The sequence below is a fragment of the Pseudomonas nunensis genome, assembly GCF_024296925.1.
GTDB classification, from domain to species: domain Bacteria; phylum Pseudomonadota; class Gammaproteobacteria; order Pseudomonadales; family Pseudomonadaceae; genus Aquipseudomonas; species Aquipseudomonas nunensis.
In genome coordinates this window covers 3,962,854-3,978,985 of record NZ_CP101125.1, presented here as the reverse complement: position 1 = coordinate 3,978,985, position 16,132 = coordinate 3,962,854, and the positions used below count along the sequence as shown (strand labels likewise).

The 16,132-nt window shown below is 59.2% G+C and carries 24 protein-coding genes; 16 read left to right on the top strand and 8 right to left on the bottom strand.

All coding sequences use genetic code 11. From position 1 onward, the window contains the following. Positions 1-14: 14 nt before the first annotated feature. The 5 genes from NK667_RS17250 to NK667_RS17230 form a co-directional block, all read right to left on the bottom strand. On the bottom strand, positions 15-2,810 hold the full coding sequence (locus NK667_RS17250) for a toprim domain-containing protein (RefSeq protein ID WP_054615581.1): 2,796 nt from the start codon (positions 2,808-2,810) through the stop codon (positions 15-17). A 3-nt stretch (positions 2,811-2,813) separates the two neighbouring features. Continuing rightward, positions 2,814-3,047 carry a hypothetical protein gene (locus NK667_RS17245; RefSeq protein WP_054615580.1) on the bottom strand — a complete coding sequence of 78 codons (234 nt, stop codon included), beginning with the start codon at positions 3,045-3,047 and terminating at the stop codon, positions 2,814-2,816. Between the two features lie 72 nt (positions 3,048-3,119). Beyond that, the gene (locus tag NK667_RS17240) at positions 3,120-3,485 is read right to left on the bottom strand and encodes a hypothetical protein (protein ID WP_054615579.1); all 366 of its coding nucleotides are present in this window, start codon (positions 3,483-3,485) and stop codon (positions 3,120-3,122) included. After that, positions 3,482-3,961: a YmfL family putative regulatory protein gene (locus tag NK667_RS17235; protein ID WP_054615578.1), complete on the bottom strand. Its 480-nt coding sequence runs from the start codon at positions 3,959-3,961 to the stop codon at positions 3,482-3,484. Before NK667_RS17235 ends, NK667_RS17240 begins: the two co-directional genes overlap by 4 nt. Before the next feature lie 29 nt (positions 3,962-3,990). Continuing rightward, entirely contained in the window at positions 3,991-4,191 is a 201-nt protein-coding gene (locus tag NK667_RS17230; RefSeq protein ID WP_054615577.1) for a DNA-binding protein, read from the bottom strand. Between the two features lie 92 nt (positions 4,192-4,283). Between NK667_RS17230 and NK667_RS17225 the strand changes: the two genes are divergently transcribed. Next, positions 4,284-4,631 carry a helix-turn-helix domain-containing protein gene (locus NK667_RS17225; protein ID WP_054616291.1) on the top strand — a complete coding sequence of 116 codons (348 nt, stop codon included), beginning with the start codon at positions 4,284-4,286 and terminating at the stop codon, positions 4,629-4,631. Between the two features lie 103 nt (positions 4,632-4,734). Then, entirely contained in the window at positions 4,735-4,920 is a 186-nt protein-coding gene (locus tag NK667_RS17220; protein ID WP_054615576.1) for a hypothetical protein, read from the top strand. Between the two features lie 67 nt (positions 4,921-4,987). Here NK667_RS17220 and NK667_RS17215 read toward each other — a convergent pair whose 3' ends face one another. From NK667_RS17215 to NK667_RS17205, 3 genes are all read right to left on the bottom strand, one after another. Then, entirely contained in the window at positions 4,988-5,245 is a 258-nt protein-coding gene (locus tag NK667_RS17215; RefSeq protein ID WP_054615575.1) for an ogr/Delta-like zinc finger family protein, read from the bottom strand. 73 nt (positions 5,246-5,318) lie between these two features. After that, positions 5,319-6,188, bottom strand: coding sequence for a phage portal protein (locus tag NK667_RS17210; RefSeq protein WP_054615574.1), 870 nt, complete (start codon positions 6,186-6,188; stop codon positions 5,319-5,321). Further along, entirely contained in the window at positions 6,100-8,139 is a 2,040-nt protein-coding gene (locus tag NK667_RS17205) for a terminase large subunit domain-containing protein (RefSeq protein WP_054615573.1), read from the bottom strand. Before NK667_RS17205 ends, NK667_RS17210 begins: the two co-directional genes overlap by 89 nt. A gap of 162 nt (positions 8,140-8,301) precedes the next feature. Here NK667_RS17205 and NK667_RS17200 point away from each other — a divergent pair, with 162 nt between their 5' ends. From NK667_RS17200 to NK667_RS32860, 14 genes are all read left to right on the top strand, one after another. After that, positions 8,302-9,228, top strand: a complete 927-nt coding sequence (locus NK667_RS17200) for a GPO family capsid scaffolding protein (RefSeq protein WP_054615572.1) — start codon at positions 8,302-8,304, stop codon at positions 9,226-9,228. 1 nt (position 9,229) lies between these two features. Further along, positions 9,230-10,249 (top strand): phage major capsid protein, P2 family, encoded by a 1,020-nt coding sequence (locus tag NK667_RS17195; RefSeq protein WP_054615571.1) that lies wholly within the window; start codon positions 9,230-9,232, stop codon positions 10,247-10,249. Continuing rightward, complete coding sequence (gpM, locus tag NK667_RS17190) at positions 10,246-10,971, top strand: phage terminase small subunit (RefSeq protein WP_054615570.1); 726 nt, start codon at positions 10,246-10,248, stop codon at positions 10,969-10,971. Before NK667_RS17195 ends, gpM begins: the two co-directional genes overlap by 4 nt. Positions 10,972-11,070: 99 nt before the next feature. After that, positions 11,071-11,541, top strand: coding sequence for a head completion/stabilization protein (locus tag NK667_RS17185; protein ID WP_054615569.1), 471 nt, complete (start codon positions 11,071-11,073; stop codon positions 11,539-11,541). Next, complete coding sequence (locus tag NK667_RS17180) at positions 11,538-11,981, top strand: phage tail protein (protein WP_054615568.1); 444 nt, start codon at positions 11,538-11,540, stop codon at positions 11,979-11,981. The genes NK667_RS17185 and NK667_RS17180 overlap by 4 nt, the downstream gene beginning before the upstream one ends. Beyond that, a complete protein-coding gene (locus NK667_RS17175; RefSeq protein ID WP_054615567.1) occupies positions 11,971-12,639 on the top strand; it encodes a phage virion morphogenesis family protein in 669 nt (222 codons plus the stop codon). Before NK667_RS17180 ends, NK667_RS17175 begins: the two co-directional genes overlap by 11 nt. A gap of 14 nt (positions 12,640-12,653) precedes the next feature. Next, on the top strand, positions 12,654-13,766 hold the full coding sequence (locus NK667_RS17170; RefSeq protein WP_054615566.1) for a DUF2586 domain-containing protein: 1,113 nt from the start codon (positions 12,654-12,656) through the stop codon (positions 13,764-13,766). A 4-nt stretch (positions 13,767-13,770) separates the two neighbouring features. Then, on the top strand, positions 13,771-14,223 hold the full coding sequence (locus tag NK667_RS17165; RefSeq protein WP_054615565.1) for a phage protein: 453 nt from the start codon (positions 13,771-13,773) through the stop codon (positions 14,221-14,223). Continuing rightward, positions 14,223-14,432, top strand: coding sequence for a TraR/DksA family transcriptional regulator (locus NK667_RS17160; protein WP_054615564.1), 210 nt, complete (start codon positions 14,223-14,225; stop codon positions 14,430-14,432). The genes NK667_RS17165 and NK667_RS17160 overlap by 1 nt, the downstream gene beginning before the upstream one ends. After that, positions 14,432-14,638: a hypothetical protein gene (locus tag NK667_RS17155; protein WP_054615563.1), complete on the top strand. Its 207-nt coding sequence runs from the start codon at positions 14,432-14,434 to the stop codon at positions 14,636-14,638. The genes NK667_RS17160 and NK667_RS17155 overlap by 1 nt, the downstream gene beginning before the upstream one ends. After that, positions 14,635-15,168: a lysozyme gene (locus NK667_RS17150; RefSeq protein ID WP_054615562.1), complete on the top strand. Its 534-nt coding sequence runs from the start codon at positions 14,635-14,637 to the stop codon at positions 15,166-15,168. The genes NK667_RS17155 and NK667_RS17150 overlap by 4 nt, the downstream gene beginning before the upstream one ends. Next, positions 15,168-15,644: a lysis system i-spanin subunit Rz gene (locus NK667_RS17145; protein ID WP_054615561.1), complete on the top strand. Its 477-nt coding sequence runs from the start codon at positions 15,168-15,170 to the stop codon at positions 15,642-15,644. Before NK667_RS17150 ends, NK667_RS17145 begins: the two co-directional genes overlap by 1 nt. A gap of 33 nt (positions 15,645-15,677) precedes the next feature. Then, complete coding sequence (locus NK667_RS17140) at positions 15,678-15,968, top strand: putative phage tail assembly chaperone (protein ID WP_054615560.1); 291 nt, start codon at positions 15,678-15,680, stop codon at positions 15,966-15,968. 20 nt (positions 15,969-15,988) lie between these two features. Beyond that, the gene (locus NK667_RS32860) at positions 15,989-16,132 is read left to right on the top strand and encodes a DUF6890 family protein (RefSeq protein ID WP_003342293.1); all 144 of its coding nucleotides are present in this window, start codon (positions 15,989-15,991) and stop codon (positions 16,130-16,132) included.

The following is a 16,132-nucleotide window of genomic DNA, read 5'->3' as shown; positions in this document are numbered from 1 at the left end:
CGGAATAGCCTCCCTTACGCTTTGAAAACCCAGCACTTGACCGTCGTGGGACGACCTGGTGCCAGTGGTGTTTTGCTGTTCATCGCAGCGCGGACTGCGCTGTGTACCGCCTTGTTTGCTTCCTGGAATTTGTGGGATCGAGATTCCCTCAGCAGGTCGCGCAGGGTGGCCACATCGGCCAGCTTCTGTTTGTGCTCGGCGGCGCGCTCGCTGAATTCGTTGAGGTTGATCGCGATGACGCTTGGATCGCTGCTGTGGTCGACTACAGGATCTTCACTAAGCGATTCGAGGTAGTCGTAGACCTCCCAAAATTCAGCAACAGCCGGGTGGTCAGAGCTGATTGAGGCCTGGCGCTCGATCGCCATGCGGACGATCTGACGTTGGGTCGCTGCCACTTGCGGTTCGTCCAGTTTCAGGATCAATCGCAAGGCATCGAGCAGGGAAAGGAGCTGTGCGTGGTTCTTGCTGATCCGCTCTACGCGGATGTACCCGCGCAGGTCATAGCCGCAGCTGCTGCAGTTGCCTTGTTCGTTGGGATACTCTGTACCGCAAGCAAAGCAGTGGGTATGCAGGCGACGTAGCTTGGCTTCGTGTTCGGGCATGCGTTGGGCGAAAAGCTCAAGGACGGCGGACTCTTTGCCAACCGCTCGAATCAGAAAGTGGCTCAGCGTGCTTCCGTCCAGGGCGTTCAGCTTATCCGCCGCAACACGGCTTTTCGGGGTGACGGTCGGCCGGATGAAATGCAGTTTCACGATCCGGGTCATGATCGCCTCATGAGCGACAACCGCCGCGTTCTGGCTGATAGCGATCGTCCCGCGAAAAGGGGGTTCATAGGTTTCGTTGCCGGCAGTCTTCACACCTTTGGTGGCCAGGGTGCCGCCGCCGTAGAAGTCTTTGAGCTCGTCCCACTCGAACGTCTTGGCGTGGGATCGATCGTCGCCGTGACGATCAGCCTCAAGGAAAACGACCGGCATCCCGGACACCTGCCCCATCAGTCGTGATCGGCCAGCTTTCGTGGACTTCATCGGATCGAAGCCTTCATAACCTTCGCGGCCGAGCAGTTTCCATAGCAGGTTCAGCAGGGTTGTCTTGCCGGCGCCGGCCTCGCCAGTGGCCTCCAGAAAAGGAAACGACTGGTAACGTCCGCGGATCTGCTCGCAGAACAGCGAACCAAAAAAGAACACCAACGCCACCAGACCCTGAGCGCCGAAACACGTCCACAGCAACGGCAGCCATTCTTCGCTGAAGTCTTTTCCATCGCGCTGCAGCTTGATAGGCACGCCTTTCTGCAGCGTCTTCAGACGGAGTTTCCCGAACTCGAAATAGTCCTCGCTGTTGACCTTGTAGGAGACGCCATCTTTGATTGCGATATCGCCATAGACATAGCAGCCGTATTCCTTGCTGTAGCCCACGTAATCGATCGTCGAGACGGTTTTGATGCCGAACAGTTGATCCTTCATAAGCTTGTCCAGTTGTTGACCGCTCCCGGTGTACATGGCGCCAGCGGCCATACCGAGTAGTCGTTTTTTGAATTCGCTGGCAGCAGAAAGCTGACCGCTGGTGAAGGTGTTCTTCACGCTTTCGGAGTCGTGCGGGAAATCAACGCGCAGGTAGTACCAGGACTCGTCCGTGACTTCGTTGCGCTGGAAATACAAAGCTTGTGGGTAGCAGTTGGCGATCTCGACGACGCTGCCCGACTGCTGCAGCGCTTTCTCGCGCTGCTGTGATTGATTGAGCAGCTGGTCGTCGTGGTTTTCGCTGTCCTCGATGTCCTGCATCGCCCGATTGAATTTCTCCATGTCCAACTTGAACCAGTACAGGCGGCTACCGAAGCCCAGGTGGAATTCCCCGCGCTTGTTCCAGTCGTACATCAGCAGCGCTTTCTCGGCCGCGCTCTCAGCCAGCAGCAGGGCGCCCTGGTGGCGTGCTTGTTTAAGATCAGCAGTGACCTGGTCGGCTCGTTCGCTTTCGTCTTCGATGAAACCCCAGCGCTGATGCAGGTCGTTCCAGTCGGTCTTCCGGCCGTCACGGAGTGGGATCTGTGCAGCCTCGCAGACGAACCCCAGAGCTCGCGCCTGCTTCGCCCATCGCTTGGTGTAGGCGTGGGCACCAGATTCGTTATCGAGCGCCCAAACCAGCTTGGGCAGCTTCCCGTCTCGGTTACGGGCGAGCGCTCGCAGCGACTCCTCGGGGAAGGCATTGGAGGACATGGCCGATACGGCGACGATGTCGTTGTGGACCAGGGCGATGGCGTCAAAAATGCCCTCGACAATCCAGATCTCTTTAGCTTCCAGCAGATCCACACAGGGCGGGCACCACCAGACGCCGCGATAGCTGTCCTTCGATTTGAACCGGGCCTTCATCTTTCCGAAGCGATACGGCTTATCGATCAGGCGTTCCCACCAGCCTCCTTTCTCCAGGGCAAAGCGAACGGTGGCGCTGCCGGCATTGTGTTCGCCGGAGTAGAAGCTCTCCTGGGTGAACCAGCCTTGAATCAGCTCGATCCGAAAGCCCCGGGCAAACTCCAGATAGGCGCGGGCGGTTGCATTCGGGTGTTGATCGGTTGCCGGCGCTCGCTTGCTCCAGTCTTCAAACAGGTCGTCGTACAGCTCCTTCACATGCAGGGAGTGAGCGCACTTTTCAGGCCTGCCGCAGATCACCAGCCACGGCGCCGAGTGACGCGTGTACAAGGTTTTCTGACGGCACTTCGGACAGGTGCCTCCGCGCATGTAGTCGGTGTTTGCCCGATGCTTAAGCCCGTAATCTCGTTTTAGGCGCTCGATTACGTCGCCGCGCAGGTCGTCTTTCATGGGTTACTTCGCTTTCTTGAGGCAGAGGGTGAGGGCACCGATCAGGTGTTTCTGAGCGGCCATCACAGGGCTGTTGGCGAGGATCGATCCGTGGCGCAAGCCATCGGGAATCAGGCGGTACTGGTCTGCGTACCAGAGTTCGTTGAGGCTGAGACGGTACTGCTCGCGCAAGTTGGCCAAGAGCGCTTGAGCCTGGTCAGGCGTCAGTTTTGCGTTGATGTTCATGGCGTTTTCCATCGTCAAACCTCAATTTCGGGCGCAGCTCACCCAAACCCACGACGGTGGGACAGGCGATTTATTGGGTGGGTATTACGAAGCGGTGACGCGGAAACGCCCGTTGTCCGGTGCGATCAGAATTCGTTCGTAGATCAGGCTGACCGGGATTGCCCAGGCGTTGCCCGTGGCGGTGTCGATGATGACGGTGTGGGTGGACGTGCTGCTGACAATGTCCAACCGCTGCCGATCGCTCACAGCTAACATTTCGCTGCTGGCCAGGTGAACCAATCGTTCGGCGTGCTGAGCTACGGCGTTGTAATCCGCGACTAGGTGCTGCACCGCACGTTGGAACAGTTGCTGATCGTCGCCAAGGTGTTCGCACTGATGCCGCTCGAGGAACGCAAAAGCCACGGCTTTGAGCATGTCTTGATACTCCTGTACTGCAGGCAGATTGTTCATTTGCCTTTCCCTGGTTTGGCGCGATACAGGTCGATGGCTGCCAGCACTTCAGCGTGACGTGCGGCCATGTGGAGGTTGTGAGCGTTGAGGATGCTTTCGGCTTCCTCTGCGTTGATCGAGCCGTCTTCCAGCGCGCGGGCAATGGCCTGGTCAACACAGCCGCGCTTCGCAGAAACCTGCACCGACCGGGCATACAGTTCAACGTTATCCAGTGTTTCAGGGTCGGCGACCGGTACGAATAACCCGCCGTACATCTGCGCCACATAGTTCGGGAAGTGACAGGTGCCGCGCTCTTGTTCCAGCACGTAGACCTGAGCATCACTCAGCGGACTGCAACCGGCATTCTCATAGGCGTGGTTATCGAACTTTTTGACTTTCATTCCCAAGCGAGCCGCAGCGCCTTCACGTCCATCGGGGTAGCTGCGAATGATCTCGCGCATAGCTGCTTTGCGCGTCTCTAGAACGGGGCTTTTCATCTTCTACTTTTCCCTGTTGGTCAGTGCCGTTACTGTTCGATAACGCCGTCTTTGATGCCGAGTAGTACGGCGGCGCGATGTGCCTCCCCACGGCGACCTTTGATCCTTCCGTTCAACAGGTCGCTGACTAAATTTTTGTTCAGTCCGTGCTTTCGACTGAACTCCGCGATACTCATTCCTCTGCGATCTAACGCCTCACGGGCTTGCTCGGTTGTAACGGTGGCGGGCATAGTGCGCACTCTGTTCAGTTGTGTTTACTTGTGTTTGTCTGTGGTGATTCTTGGTCAAAAAAATGATCAAGTCAATGGTGGTGACTAAAAAAATGCTCATAGCTGATCGAGTAGGTGAACGCCTAAGGGAAGAGCGCGACCGCCTAGGGTTGAATCAAACAGAGTTTGGAGTGCTTTTAGGAGTCAGTCGGGGGACACAAAAGAACTATGAGCTGGGAGCGAATTCGCTTGACCTTCGCTATGTCTCTGCGCTTGAAGAACAAGGTATTGATGCGGCTTATGTTCTGACTGGCCGCCGTTCCACGCCGATCGGTCAGCTGTTTACAGCGGAAGAAGAGGAACTGATAAATCAGTTCAGAAGCATTACGCCGTTCGATCAAGAAGCGATCCGTCGATTTCTGAAAGCGATGGCCGATGATGCTGCTCGTCAGCAGAATTAACTTGTAACAAAGCTTGTGCAGAAATCGTTAACCCCCTCGTTTCAAAGCCAGCCCCCGCCCCCGATAACGCCGATTCAGCAATGCACTTTATGGAGTCGTACGCATGTTGGATCGCATCAAAAAAGAACCCGTGTGTGGTGGGTACGCCGATTTTGAACGGCTCGACCTGACCATAGCGGAACGCCGTTTCATTGGCCTTTACCGGTCATTGGGTGAACAGGAGCGAGGTCAGCTTCACCGGCTTTTCGAGGTTCTTGCCACCAATCCTAAAGAGTCAGTCAACAGCTGATTCCCGATCGCTTAATCTCGATTTGGTGTAACCGATCGCCGACGCATCAGAGTCGGCGGTTTGCGCGTCACGCCACCGCCTGCGCGCCGAGTTGTTCGAACAACTCCCGCTGTTTCGCCCTGGGCATTTCCCTCAGTCGATCAAACAACAACCGGTCGAATGTCTGCGCCGATGGGCTCAGCGTGTGGGAGAACGTCAAGTGGGCCACCCATGTGTGCCCGCACAGGACGTCCAGGCACTGGCAGTAAAGCGTCACAAAGTCCGGCGACTGTGGCTTGCTATCCCGGATTAACCCCTTGTTCCCGCACTTACATGTCACTCGCATATGTCCCTCCCCAGGGCCGCTAATCGCCACCATGTTGCCACAATATTTAGTGGTTATCTCTTCTAGTAAGAGATCAAGCAGTGGTATCGACTGGTAGTTGTTGCTCTTTCCAGGTGAATCGCCTGTCATCGCGAAGCTTGTTATTCAGTTGGCTGAACAGCTGGCAGATCGGGCGGATTTCGTTGCTGGTGTACACGCGATCGATCTTCTCGATGTCGCCAAATCCGCCGTTGTTTTCCGGAATGATGCCGGCCAGGGCAGGGTTCATTCGCCACGCCGCGATAACGTCGTTACGTGTGATGTTTTTCACCTTCTCCAGCTCGTCTTTGGCCTGGAAGTCCCCCACGGGGATGATCTGAATCGCGTTTTCCTTGCCGTTGGGAATGTTGACAAACATCGAGCGGAAGTTACCCACACCCTTGCTGGCACTGATCTGTGCGCGCAGCTCCTCTTCGTCGTCCTCGGTCAGGTCCGGGTCATTGGTGTAGAAGATGTAGCCCGCGTGCGCGCCGTTGCTGTAATACCGGCGGCGGAAGAGGGTCGCCGCTTCGTTGAGTAGCAGCGCCTGCAGGCCGCCCAGGTAGTCCGGAACGCCGTAGATGTTCTGTTCCACGTCGTAGTCCAGGACATGCGAGATCTCGTCCTGGTCGAACTCCATTTCTTTGTTGTCGGGCAGCAGCATCACGAAGCCGCCGTCGACCTTTACCCGCATGTTGATGGCCGGCAAGTGCTGCAACTGGAGCACCTGGCCAAAGGCGTTAGTGTCGTTGTAGAGGTACGCCTCGCCGAACACCATGTAGTCCAGTGCGGCGCGGCCCATCGTCTCGGTGGTGCAGCCGGCCGAGGCGATGAATTCACGCAGTAGCAGGTTGCGTTTGAACTTGGGAATGGCGCCGTGGTGCGCGTTGGCGCGCAACAGCTTGGCCAGGCCGACACGCGACACCGGCGGCTTGTAGATCTTGCCGTCGTCGCTGGGAAACACCCCCACGTACTCGCCAATGTTGCCGGACAGTACTTGCTCGGGCTCCCCGAACGTAAAGGACCGCATTGGCTGCTGTGGTCTTGGAACTTGCGGTGGTTTTCTGCGTTTGTTGGCCATGGCTGCTGTGGGTGCTCGTCACGTAGCGGCTGCGGCGCCGCTTGTTGGTGTTTAGGGGTTCGTTGGCCAGGGCGTGCATGATCGCCCAGGCGATGTCGGCGTGGCCGGTGGCATCGGTGCGCGAAGCGCTGTAGGTGATCTGGCCGCTGGTGGTGGCACCACGCTTGATCGTCAGGAACGCCTGGGCGATGTCTGTCCAGCCCGCGTCCCACTCGATGCGGCTGCCTTGAATCGTGTCTTGGGCTTTCAACACCAACGTGTTTTTGGCCTCAAGGCTGTAGTGAATCGGCGTTGCTTTGGCGTAGAAGTCGCGCACCAGGTCGAACACGCCGTGGCCCACGCCGGTGACGTCGATGCCGATGTGCTGCACGTTGAAACGTTCGGTCAGCTTTTTGACCTGGGCGGCTTGGTGGGTGAACGAGTGCCCACGCCAGCTGTGCTTTTCCAGGATGCGGAACTTCGCCCCGGGTTCGAGCGGTGGCGCGATGACCACACAGGTGGAATCGTCGCGGGTTCGGCTCGGGTCGTAGCCCAACCAGACCGGGCTGTTGCCGAATGGTCGATCAAGTTCCGGGTTGTAGTCTTCCCACAACGACAGGTCCGAGTAGCAGCGCTCCAGATCCTTGAGACTGAATGCGCTTTGGGTGCTGTCGATGAATTTGCAGTAGAACAGTTGCTGAAATTTGTCCTCGTCGTACTCCAGCTGGAGCTGTTCCAGGTCGAACAAATTGCAGCCGCCGGCGATGGCATCATCAAGGGTTATGGTCTTGCGCCACTGACCGTCCGGACACAGCGCCCCCTGCGTATAGGCCGCTTCCGTGGGCCAGACACCGCCGGCCTTTTTGCCGCGTTTGCTGTTGCGAAATTCTTCGCCCGACCAGAACGGGTAGGCCTGGTGCGACACCGCACTGGGCGTCGAAAAGTAAGTCTTGCGCCATTTCTTGTGGGTACCCATGGCGCTGGCCACGGTGCTTAGTTTTTCGAAGTCGCGGATCCAGAAGTATTCATCCACGTAGACGTGGCCGTGGTAGCCCTGGGCGGTGCTGCTGTTGGTGCTAAGGAAGCGCAGTTCGGCGCCGTTGCTGAGCGTGATCGGATTGCCGGTTAGCTCGATGCCGAACCACTGTTGGGCGAACTGGATGATGTAACTGCGGAAGATTTCCGACTGCGAGCGGCTGGCCGACAGGAACACCTGGTTGTCACCGCTTAGCACCGCGTCCATGAACGCTTCGCCGGCAAAGTAGTAGGTCAGGCCAACCTGACGACTTTTCAGGATGTTCCGAACCCGGCGCGTCAGCGGGTTTTGTTTCGCTTCAAACAGCTCCTTTTGGTAGCCATACATCTTGGAGATGAACTTATCCAGGAAGTCCACTTCGGTCAGGCCGCTGATGTCGTTCTTGACCTTTTTTTCGCGCTTCTTGCCGCCGCCGTCGCTCCGATCGCGGCGCTGGCCTGACGGGCGATCCCGGGGCTCGTCCGGACTGTCGGACTGCGCCGCCGGCGCGGGTTTCGACGACTGTTTAATCAGACGTTCGCGCAGGGTGGTCAGGCGCTCCAGTTCGTCGAGTTCGCCCTTTGTGAGCGTGTCGACTTTCTCCAGGATCAGGGTGATCCGCCGGCTGATGGCGGATAGCGGCTCCTCGTCCGTCAGCATCTCGTCCCAGCACCCTTGGCGGATCCAGTAATAGACGATGCGGATATTGGGCAGCTTCAAATGCGCCTGGATTTCCTTCACCGAGCAGCGGCGTAGGTAGAGGCGTTTTGCAGCTTCTTTGACTTCGGTTGGATAGTTCATGGGCCGCAGTCTATGCGGCGAAAACGTTGGAAACGCGGGGTTAAAAGCGGTGTTGTTCGTGAAAGAAAGTTCTACGAATGGCTCCGCAGCAAAGCGTTTGTTTGGGGGCAAACGGCTCCCTATCGTGGCGGCTCATTCAACGATTGAGCGCAGTTATCACTCATGCCCCGTTCCCTTGTCTCCTACTGGAAACGTGTTGCCACCAGCGGCCCGACCGTTGATGGCCGCGAGATCCTGCCCCAGGAACTGCGCGACATCGCGGAAACCTACAACCCGACGTTGTACACCGCCGTTATCTGGTGTGAACACGACCGCTGGTTCGGATCTCACGGGACGGTTTTCGCTGTCCGCCTGATCGAGGACACCGAGGATCTGGAACCTGGTCAAGTCGCCCTTGAAGCGCAGTTGAAGCCTAACGACAAGCTGCTGCGCCTGAACGATGCCGGGGAAAAGGTCTTCACCAGCATCGAGATTCGCCCGAATTTTCGTGGCCGTGGCAAAGCCTACATGACCGGTATCGCAGTTACTGACGAGCCCGCCAGCATCGGCACTCAGGAACTCTACTTTTCCAGCCGTACCAGCCGGAATTCGTACTTCGCGTCTTCTGTTGAGCTGGGCGCCTTTAGCGAAAACGAGCCCAAAGGCGAGCTGGGCAAGCTGACCGCATTGCTCACTGGCTTCTTCAAGCGTTTCAGCGCCGAAGACAGCCCCACCGACACCACCCCGCAAACCCCTACCGAGAGCAAACCCCCAATGGATGAAGCTACCGCAACGGCTTTAAAAGCCCTGCTGGCGCAACTGCTGGTCGTCGCTGCCGGCATCCAGGCCGTGATTGAGCCTGCTGCTGCAGAAGCACCCGAACCCGAGCAAGCCCCGATTGATGATGTGAGCGCTGCAGTGGACGCGATCGTCACCACTGCAGAAGAAGAGCGCGAATTCAGTCGCAACGGCGGAGCAACGAACAAAGCTGTGCTGGCTGCCTTGTCGAGCCTGTCCAAACAGTTCAGCACACTGCAAAACACCACCACGGGTCGTCAGTTGCCGCGCACCACCGGCGCCGCCGACAAAACCAAAGCGCGGGTGCTCTGACATGGCCCAGTCTTTGAGCGCCTACGGCGCGAAAATGTACGCAGAGCTGCAGCTCGCCATCGCCGAAACCTACGGTGTGGAGCTGTCCAGCAAGCAGTTCAGTGTAGAGCCGACCGTTGCCCAGGAGCTGAACGACGCGATTACCGCCAAGTCGGATTTCCTGCAGCGCATCAACGTCATTCCGGTGACCGAGATCAAAGGTCAGAAGGTCTTCATTGGCGTTTCTGGCCCGGTCACTGGCCGCACCAACACCAAGACCACCGACCGTGAAGCCAAGGACGCCTCGGCGCTCGATGACACTCACTACGAACTGTCCTCGACCGAATCCGACGTCGGCCTGCCATACGCGAAAATCGATGCCTGGGCCAAGTTCCCGGACTTCCATCAGCGTTATTCCGCTGCCGTGCAAAAGCAGATCGCCCTGGACCGCATCATGGTCGGCTTCCACGGCACGCATGCTGCTGCGCAGACCGATATCGCCGCTTATCCAATGCTGCAGGACGTGAACAAAGGCTGGCTGCAGCAGGCGCGTGAGCAGATCCCGGCCCAAGTGCTGAAAGAAGGCAAAACCGCCGGCAAGGTGCTGATGGGCGAGGGCGGCGATTACGCCAACCTGGACGCTCTGGTGCATGACACTAAGCAAATGGTGGACGAGCGTGTGCGTGATGCCGGCGACCTGATCGCGATCATCGGCACCGATCTGCTGGCCGCCGACAAGGCGAAGCTGTACGCCAAACAAGGCGACGTACCGACCGAAAAAGAGCGCATTGAAGATGCCCAGGTGATCGCCACCTACGGCGGTCTGCCGAGCTTCAGCGTGCCGTTCTTCCCGGTCAACGGCGTGGTGGTTACCAGCTGGGACAACCTGTCGATCTACTTCCAGGATTCCAGCTGGCGCAAGCAAACCGTGGACAACCCGAAGCGCTCCCGCGTCGAGGATTACAACAGCCGTAACGAGGGCTATGTGATCGAGCAGCTGGAGAAATTCGCGATGACCGAGAACGTGGAGCTGGTGAAGTGAGCCTGGCCCTGGCGCACAAGCGCCGCATTCTCGCCTCGGGCGGCGCTGCCTTAGCCGCTGCTGCAGCGTTGCCGGTGGCCTACACCCCAGGCGATGCGCTGAGCAGTCCGGCCAATGCGCGCAAACACCTGCTGCTGCAGGAAGCGGCTCTGGATCAGGACTTGGAGCGCCTGAGTGCAATGAAAGGAGCGCTGGCCGGTCGCCAGTTGCTCAAGCGCGACGAATTGCTGCCCAAGTACCAGGACTACATCCAGCGCTACATCGAGTCCGGCTTGAATTTTCCGAACCGCGTCCTGGTGCAGGTGATGGTCTGGCTGTTTGACACCGATCAGTTCGAAGACGGGTTGGAGCTGGCGGAATTTGCCATCGCTCAGGGTCAGCAAATGCCGGAGCGCTTCAAGCGCCGCGACGTCCAGACCTTTGTCGCGGATGCCTTAATCGAGTGGGCCTATGCCGAGTACAGCGCCAACCGCAGCCCGGAGCCGTACTTGTCTGACTTGCTGCCCCGTGTGGACGGTGAATGGAATCTGACGGAGCAGATCCCCAGCAAGTACCACAAGTTGATTGGCATGCGCGCCATGGAGGCCGAGCAGTGGGAAACCGCGCTCAAGCATCTTGAACGCTCCACTGAGTTGTATCCCAAAGCCGGCAATGACACCCGCATTGAGAAGTGCCGCAAGGCTCTCGCCAAACAAGTAGCCGCCACCAGCGGCGCCCAATAACCGACTACCCCCCCCCAGCGGGGAACTGTGGACGTGTGTCGACCATTTATGGCCAGCCCCACGAAAAACAGTCTCCCCGCCCCATTTGAGCGGCCAGCGATGAGCTTTTCCGGGAAACCCACGACCTTTGTGGAACAGGCGATCGAGAACGACGGCTTTTGGCCGAACCTCTCCGTGGCCGAGTTGCAGAAAGGCTACCGCCTGCCGGCGGAGTACCTGGTAGACATGCTGGTCACTGAATTGACCACGGCGATGATCGAGGTCAACGCTGATCTGGCAACCGTGAAATCCGTCCTACTTGTTGCTGGAGTATCGAACCTAGAGGCTGTAGCCGGCGCGGCTACCCCTGTTGAGTGGGCCTACGCCTACAAGGTGATGCTGTACAAGCGTGCCGTTTACACACGCGCCAAATCTAGCCTTCTCACGCAGTTCGCCACCGTAAACCGCCGTGAAAGCGCTGAAAACGTCGGCAAAGAATTGCCCGAGCGTGGCGAGACATTCCTGGGGTTCAGTCAGCAAGCCGTCCGATCGATGCAGGGCCGTGGACGCATCACGGCGGCATTGCTGTGATCAAGCTGCAGGCTTTGACGGCCTACCTCATTGATCGCCGCCTGGTGGCCCCTGAACAGCTCGACAGCTGGACCGACCAGGTCCAGGTCGAACTGGTTTGGAAGTCCGACACCCAGGGCATGCACATGGGTGACATGAACTATGGCGCGACAATCGCGATCGAGCGGTTCGCGGATCACCCGGCGCGCCTGTTTGCCTTGGTGGGCAGTTGGCTGGAAACCCACGACCAGGACCGTGACGGTCTGCCCAATGTCGTGTTCGACGTGGTCATGCTCGACAACGACCTGGCCGACGTCGACATCAAGCTTCAGTTCACCGAAGCCCAGTACCTGGCCGAGGATCTGGAAGGCGAGATCGAAGCCTTCGGAAAGACCTGGTCATTCGTGCCATTCGAACTGTGGGTTGCGGAAACCGGCGAGGTGACCGGCCATGGCCTTTGATCTGGACATTCGCGGCATGCTCGAAGCCCAGGATCTGCTGGCTTTGATGGAGTTGCCGACGCCCAAGCGCAAGCGCCTGCTGAACAACGTGGCCAAGCGCGTGCGCAGCCTGAGCCGCCAGCGAATCCGCAACCAGCAGAACCTGGACGGCACACCGTTTGAAGCCCGCAAGGACACGTCCAAGGGCAAGAAAAAGATGGAGGCGGGACTGGGCAAGCTGCTCGATGTCACCCGCCTGAGCGGAACCGAGGCCGAACTGGGCTGGCGTAACACCCTGACCCGCTGGGTTGCCTCGCAGCAACACAACGGCGTGTCCGAACGGCGCACCGCCGCGCAGATGCGTGCGTGGAACAAGGTCCCTCCGGGCACCGCAGCCACTGAAAAGCAGGCCAAGAGCCTGCGTCGGTTGGGCTTTAAAACCCGCCAGACCGGCAAAAAGACCCTGACACGCCCATCCGTGGCGTGGATTCAGCAACACCTGAACTACGCCCGGGCGGGATTGTTGATCCGCGTCCTGGACGACCAACGAGCCGAATCTGCCGGCGCGCAAAGCTGGGACATCCGGCTACCCGCACGTCAGTTCCTCGGTGCAAGCGACAGTGAAACCAGCCAACTGGTGAATCTGGTGCTGCAACAAATCCTTAATTCCCCCCGCTAACGAGGCACCGCTTTATGGCACTCGGCAAAGTCAGCGTTAACAATCTCAACCTCGGCCAGGGTGCCGTGACCGAGATCGAACGCTATTTCCTGTTCATCGGTCCCGCCGCCAAGAACGTCGGCAAGTTGCTCCCGCTGGATACCAATAGCGATCTGGACGTCCAGCTGGGCGTTCCGGTCAGCGACCTGAAAACCCAAATCCTGGCGGCGCGTGCTAACGGCGGCGATCGCTGGGCTTGCGTGGCCGCTCCGATCGCGGATGACATCACCTGGCAACAGGCTCTGGAAAGCGCGACCCGCACCTATTCCTTCGAAGCGGTGGTAGTCGTCAAGCCGTCGACCACCCAGGCCGAGCTGTCAGCAATGCACGTTGCGGCCACTGAGCTGAGCAACAAACTGGGCCGCCGCATCTTTGTGATGGCTGCCACAGCCGGCATTGCCCAGCAGTTGACCTGGAGCGCCTACGTCATCGAGCAGAAAGCCATTCTCGACGGCCTGGCTGCGCCTCGGGTTCTGCCGGTACCGCAACTGCACGGCAACAACCTGGGGGTTCTGGCCGGTCGTCTGGCCAACGCTTCCGTGAGCGTGGCCGACACGCCGATGCGCGTAGCAACTGGCGCATTAGTGGGCCTGGGCCCTGAGCCCAAGGATCTGGACGGCGTAGCACTGACGTCCGCCGTACTGACCCAACTGGACGCAGCGCGCCTGTCGGTGCCGCAGACCTACCCGGACTATCCCGGCACCTACTGGGGCGACGGCAATCTGCTGGACGCCCCGGGCAGTGACTTCCAGGTGATCGAAAACCTGCGTGTCGTGGACAAGGCTGCCCGTCGCGTGCGGATCCTGCTGATTCGCTATGTGGGCGATCGGAGCCTGAACAGTTCGGCCAACAGCATGGCGACCACCACCTCCAAGCTCATGGCCCCGCTGCGTGCGATGGCCAAGTCCACCAAGTTCGCCGGTCAGGTGTTCCCGGGCGAGATCGAGCAGCCCAAGGACGGCGACATCGTGCTGACCTGGACAAGCAAAACCTCTGTCGTGGCCTACCTCAAGCTGCGCCCCCTCAACTGCCCGAAAGACCTGACCGCAAACATCGCGCTCGATCTTTCCGTAACGGATTCGGAGTAACCCCATGGCCGCAAAAATTGGCGGTAAGAACTTCGACGTGAACCTGGGCGATCTGCTCGTTCACGTAGAGGCCGGCACTCTGGACATCACGGACAACAGCACCGTGGCCCAGACCAAGGGCGTGCCCAACGGCCACGTTGATGGCGATGTCGCTGCAGCGGGCGAGCTGGAGCTGGACACCACCAACTTCAATCTGCTGGTCGAGCAGGCGAAGACATCCGGCAGTTTCCGTGAGCTGGAACCGTTCGACATCGTGTTTTTCGCCAAGGCCGGCGATGAGGAACTGCGCATCGAGGCGTTCGGTTGCAAGGTTCGCGTCTCCAGCCTGCTGAGTATCGATCCCAAGGGCGGCGCGAAGAACACCCACAAGGTGCCTTTCGACGTCACCAGTCCGGACTTCATCAAGATCAACGGTGTGCCGTACCTGGCCGCTGCTGAAATCGAAGGCCTGACGTAATGGTCTGCCCGTTCGATCGTGCGCAGGCTCTGGAGCAGCGACAACGCGACCAAGCCATTGCAGCCCAGTTGGCCAAGTCGCGAGCGAGCGGGCCAAGCCTCACCCATTGCGAGGATTGCGATAAGGAGATCCCGCCAGCGCGCCAGGCGCTGGGCGGCATGACCCGTTGCGTACCTTGCCAAACCCTGACCGAAAAAGGACTTCGCTGATGAGCACGAATCAGGCTGCTCAGGACACCGCCATTGCCCTGGTAAAGGCGTCGCCTGCCATCGGCGTCGCCGCTACTGGTGCGACAGGTGCTGTCGACTGGTCGGCAGTGGCCTACATGCTGACCGCTTTTTACATGGTGCTGCAGATCCTGCTGCTGGTCCCTAAGTACCGCCAGATGCTGCGTGATTGGAAGGCCAAGGTATGAGCCTGCGCAACAAAATCGTCGCCGGCGTTTTGGTGCTCTGCAGCGGCACGTTGACCGCGTTCCTGGGCGACTGGGAAGGCAACGGCCAGAACGTGGTGTATGCCGACAAACTGGCCGGTGGATTGCCTACGGTCTGCAAAGGCATCACCCGCCATACCAGCCCGGATCCGGTCGTGGTCGGTGACTACTGGTCCGCTGCTCGATGCGACCAGGTGGAACAAATGGTGATCCAGAAAGGGCAACTGCAGCTGGCTGATTGCATCACCAATCAGCAAGTGGGCCAGAACACCTTCGACGCGCTGAGTAGCCATGCGCACAACGTCGGCGTGCCGGGCACCTGCGCGAGTCGGGCCGTCGGCCTGATCAACGCCGGCCGCATCGCGGACGGGTGCCAGGCCCTGGCATGGGCGGCAGATGGCAAAACTCCCGTCTGGGCCTTTGTCACCAATGCGCAGGGCAAAAAGGTGCTGGTCCGTGGCCTGCATGCGCGGCGGTTGGCCGAAGCGGATCTGTGCAGGGCGGGCTTGTGATGCTGCGTGACGCGTTGTTTGTCCTGGTGCTGTGCCTGGCGGGCTGGATTGGTTTCGACCTGCTGGAGGATCAGCGCGACACCGCCCGTCGCGAGCGTGATAGCGCTCAGTCCGAAGCTGCAGGTCTGCGCGAAGCGGCCCGTCTCAGTGGTGAGATGCTCGCCGAGCGAGATGCGATTGATCAACGAAACACCACGGAATTGAGCCATGCACTTACTGAAAACGAACGCCTGCGCCGTGCTGTTGGCGATGGCTCTGGCCGGCTGTGGATCCGTGCCACCTGTCCCGCCTCTGAGTCAGTGCCCGCCACCGCCGGCACCACCCGCGTGGCTGATGCAGGACGCGCCGAACTCGCAGCAGATGCTCGACCTGATTATTTCACCCTCCGAGATCAGCTCGCCTTAAGCCGGCAAATGATCCTCGGCCTGCAGGACTACATCCGCCAGGTCGTGCAACGCACGCCGGCACAACCCTGACCCTTTGCAACCCAACCTTACGGAAATACAGACATGAGCGAAGTAAACCGCAGCATCACTCTGGAACGTGGCGACAAGGAGTTCACGTTCTCCCTGACCCCTCAGGTCATCACCAAGTACTTCAACGCCACCACCCAGGCCAACAAGGTCGCCCCGGCCCACAACCTGCTGATGGGCACGGTGAAGGATGAAGACAAGGCCGCACTTAAAGTGCTGCTGGAAAACCCGATCACCACCATTACCCTCGCCGGTGCGTTGCTGGAAGAGTATTCGCCGGACGTTGAAGTGATCGTAAAAAAGCCCTCGACCACGCCGAAGGACTGACCGAAGACGGGCTGGGCCAGCTGCTGGCCCTGACCCAACGCTGGCTGCCTGGCGCTGAACCCACCATCGAGAGCATGGGCACCGCCAAGTGGCTGGAAGACGAACACTGGAGACGCATGGAAATTGCCGTCGCCAACGGCATTTCTACTGCCTTTAACGGATAA

Bases quoted from the DNA above. Each gene is read 5' to 3' on its own strand.
- NK667_RS17220 (WP_054615576.1), top strand. From the start codon at position 4,735: ATGTTGGATCGCATCAAAAAAGAACCCGTGTGTGGTGGGTACGCCGAT.
- NK667_RS17140 (WP_054615560.1), top strand. From the start codon at position 15,678: ATGAGCGAAGTAAACCGCAGCATCACTCTGGAACGTGGCGACAAGGAG.
- NK667_RS17230 (WP_054615577.1), bottom strand. From the start codon at position 4,191: ATGCCCGCCACCGTTACAACCGAGCAAGCCCGTGAGGCGTTAGATCGC.
- NK667_RS17145 (WP_054615561.1), top strand. From the start codon at position 15,168: ATGCTGCGTGACGCGTTGTTTGTCCTGGTGCTGTGCCTGGCGGGCTGG.
- NK667_RS17240 (WP_054615579.1), bottom strand. From the start codon at position 3,485: ATGAACAATCTGCCTGCAGTACAGGAGTATCAAGACATGCTCAAAGCC.
- NK667_RS17235 (WP_054615578.1), bottom strand. From the start codon at position 3,961: ATGAAAAGCCCCGTTCTAGAGACGCGCAAAGCAGCTATGCGCGAGATC.
- NK667_RS17170 (WP_054615566.1), top strand. From the start codon at position 12,654: ATGGCACTCGGCAAAGTCAGCGTTAACAATCTCAACCTCGGCCAGGGT.
- NK667_RS17195 (WP_054615571.1), top strand. From the start codon at position 9,230: ATGGCCCAGTCTTTGAGCGCCTACGGCGCGAAAATGTACGCAGAGCTG.
- NK667_RS17160 (WP_054615564.1), top strand. From the start codon at position 14,223: ATGGTCTGCCCGTTCGATCGTGCGCAGGCTCTGGAGCAGCGACAACGC.
- NK667_RS17155 (WP_054615563.1), top strand. From the start codon at position 14,432: ATGAGCACGAATCAGGCTGCTCAGGACACCGCCATTGCCCTGGTAAAG.
- NK667_RS17175 (WP_054615567.1), top strand. From the start codon at position 11,971: ATGGCCTTTGATCTGGACATTCGCGGCATGCTCGAAGCCCAGGATCTG.
- NK667_RS17250 (WP_054615581.1), bottom strand. From the start codon at position 2,810: ATGAAAGACGACCTGCGCGGCGACGTAATCGAGCGCCTAAAACGAGAT.
- NK667_RS17185 (WP_054615569.1), top strand. From the start codon at position 11,071: ATGAGCTTTTCCGGGAAACCCACGACCTTTGTGGAACAGGCGATCGAG.
- NK667_RS17200 (WP_054615572.1), top strand. From the start codon at position 8,302: ATGCCCCGTTCCCTTGTCTCCTACTGGAAACGTGTTGCCACCAGCGGC.
- NK667_RS17225 (WP_054616291.1), top strand. From the start codon at position 4,284: ATGCTCATAGCTGATCGAGTAGGTGAACGCCTAAGGGAAGAGCGCGAC.
- NK667_RS17150 (WP_054615562.1), top strand. From the start codon at position 14,635: ATGAGCCTGCGCAACAAAATCGTCGCCGGCGTTTTGGTGCTCTGCAGC.
- NK667_RS17205 (WP_054615573.1), bottom strand. From the start codon at position 8,139: ATGAACTATCCAACCGAAGTCAAAGAAGCTGCAAAACGCCTCTACCTA.
- NK667_RS17165 (WP_054615565.1), top strand. From the start codon at position 13,771: ATGGCCGCAAAAATTGGCGGTAAGAACTTCGACGTGAACCTGGGCGAT.
- NK667_RS17245 (WP_054615580.1), bottom strand. From the start codon at position 3,047: ATGGAAAACGCCATGAACATCAACGCAAAACTGACGCCTGACCAGGCT.
- NK667_RS17215 (WP_054615575.1), bottom strand. From the start codon at position 5,245: ATGCGAGTGACATGTAAGTGCGGGAACAAGGGGTTAATCCGGGATAGC.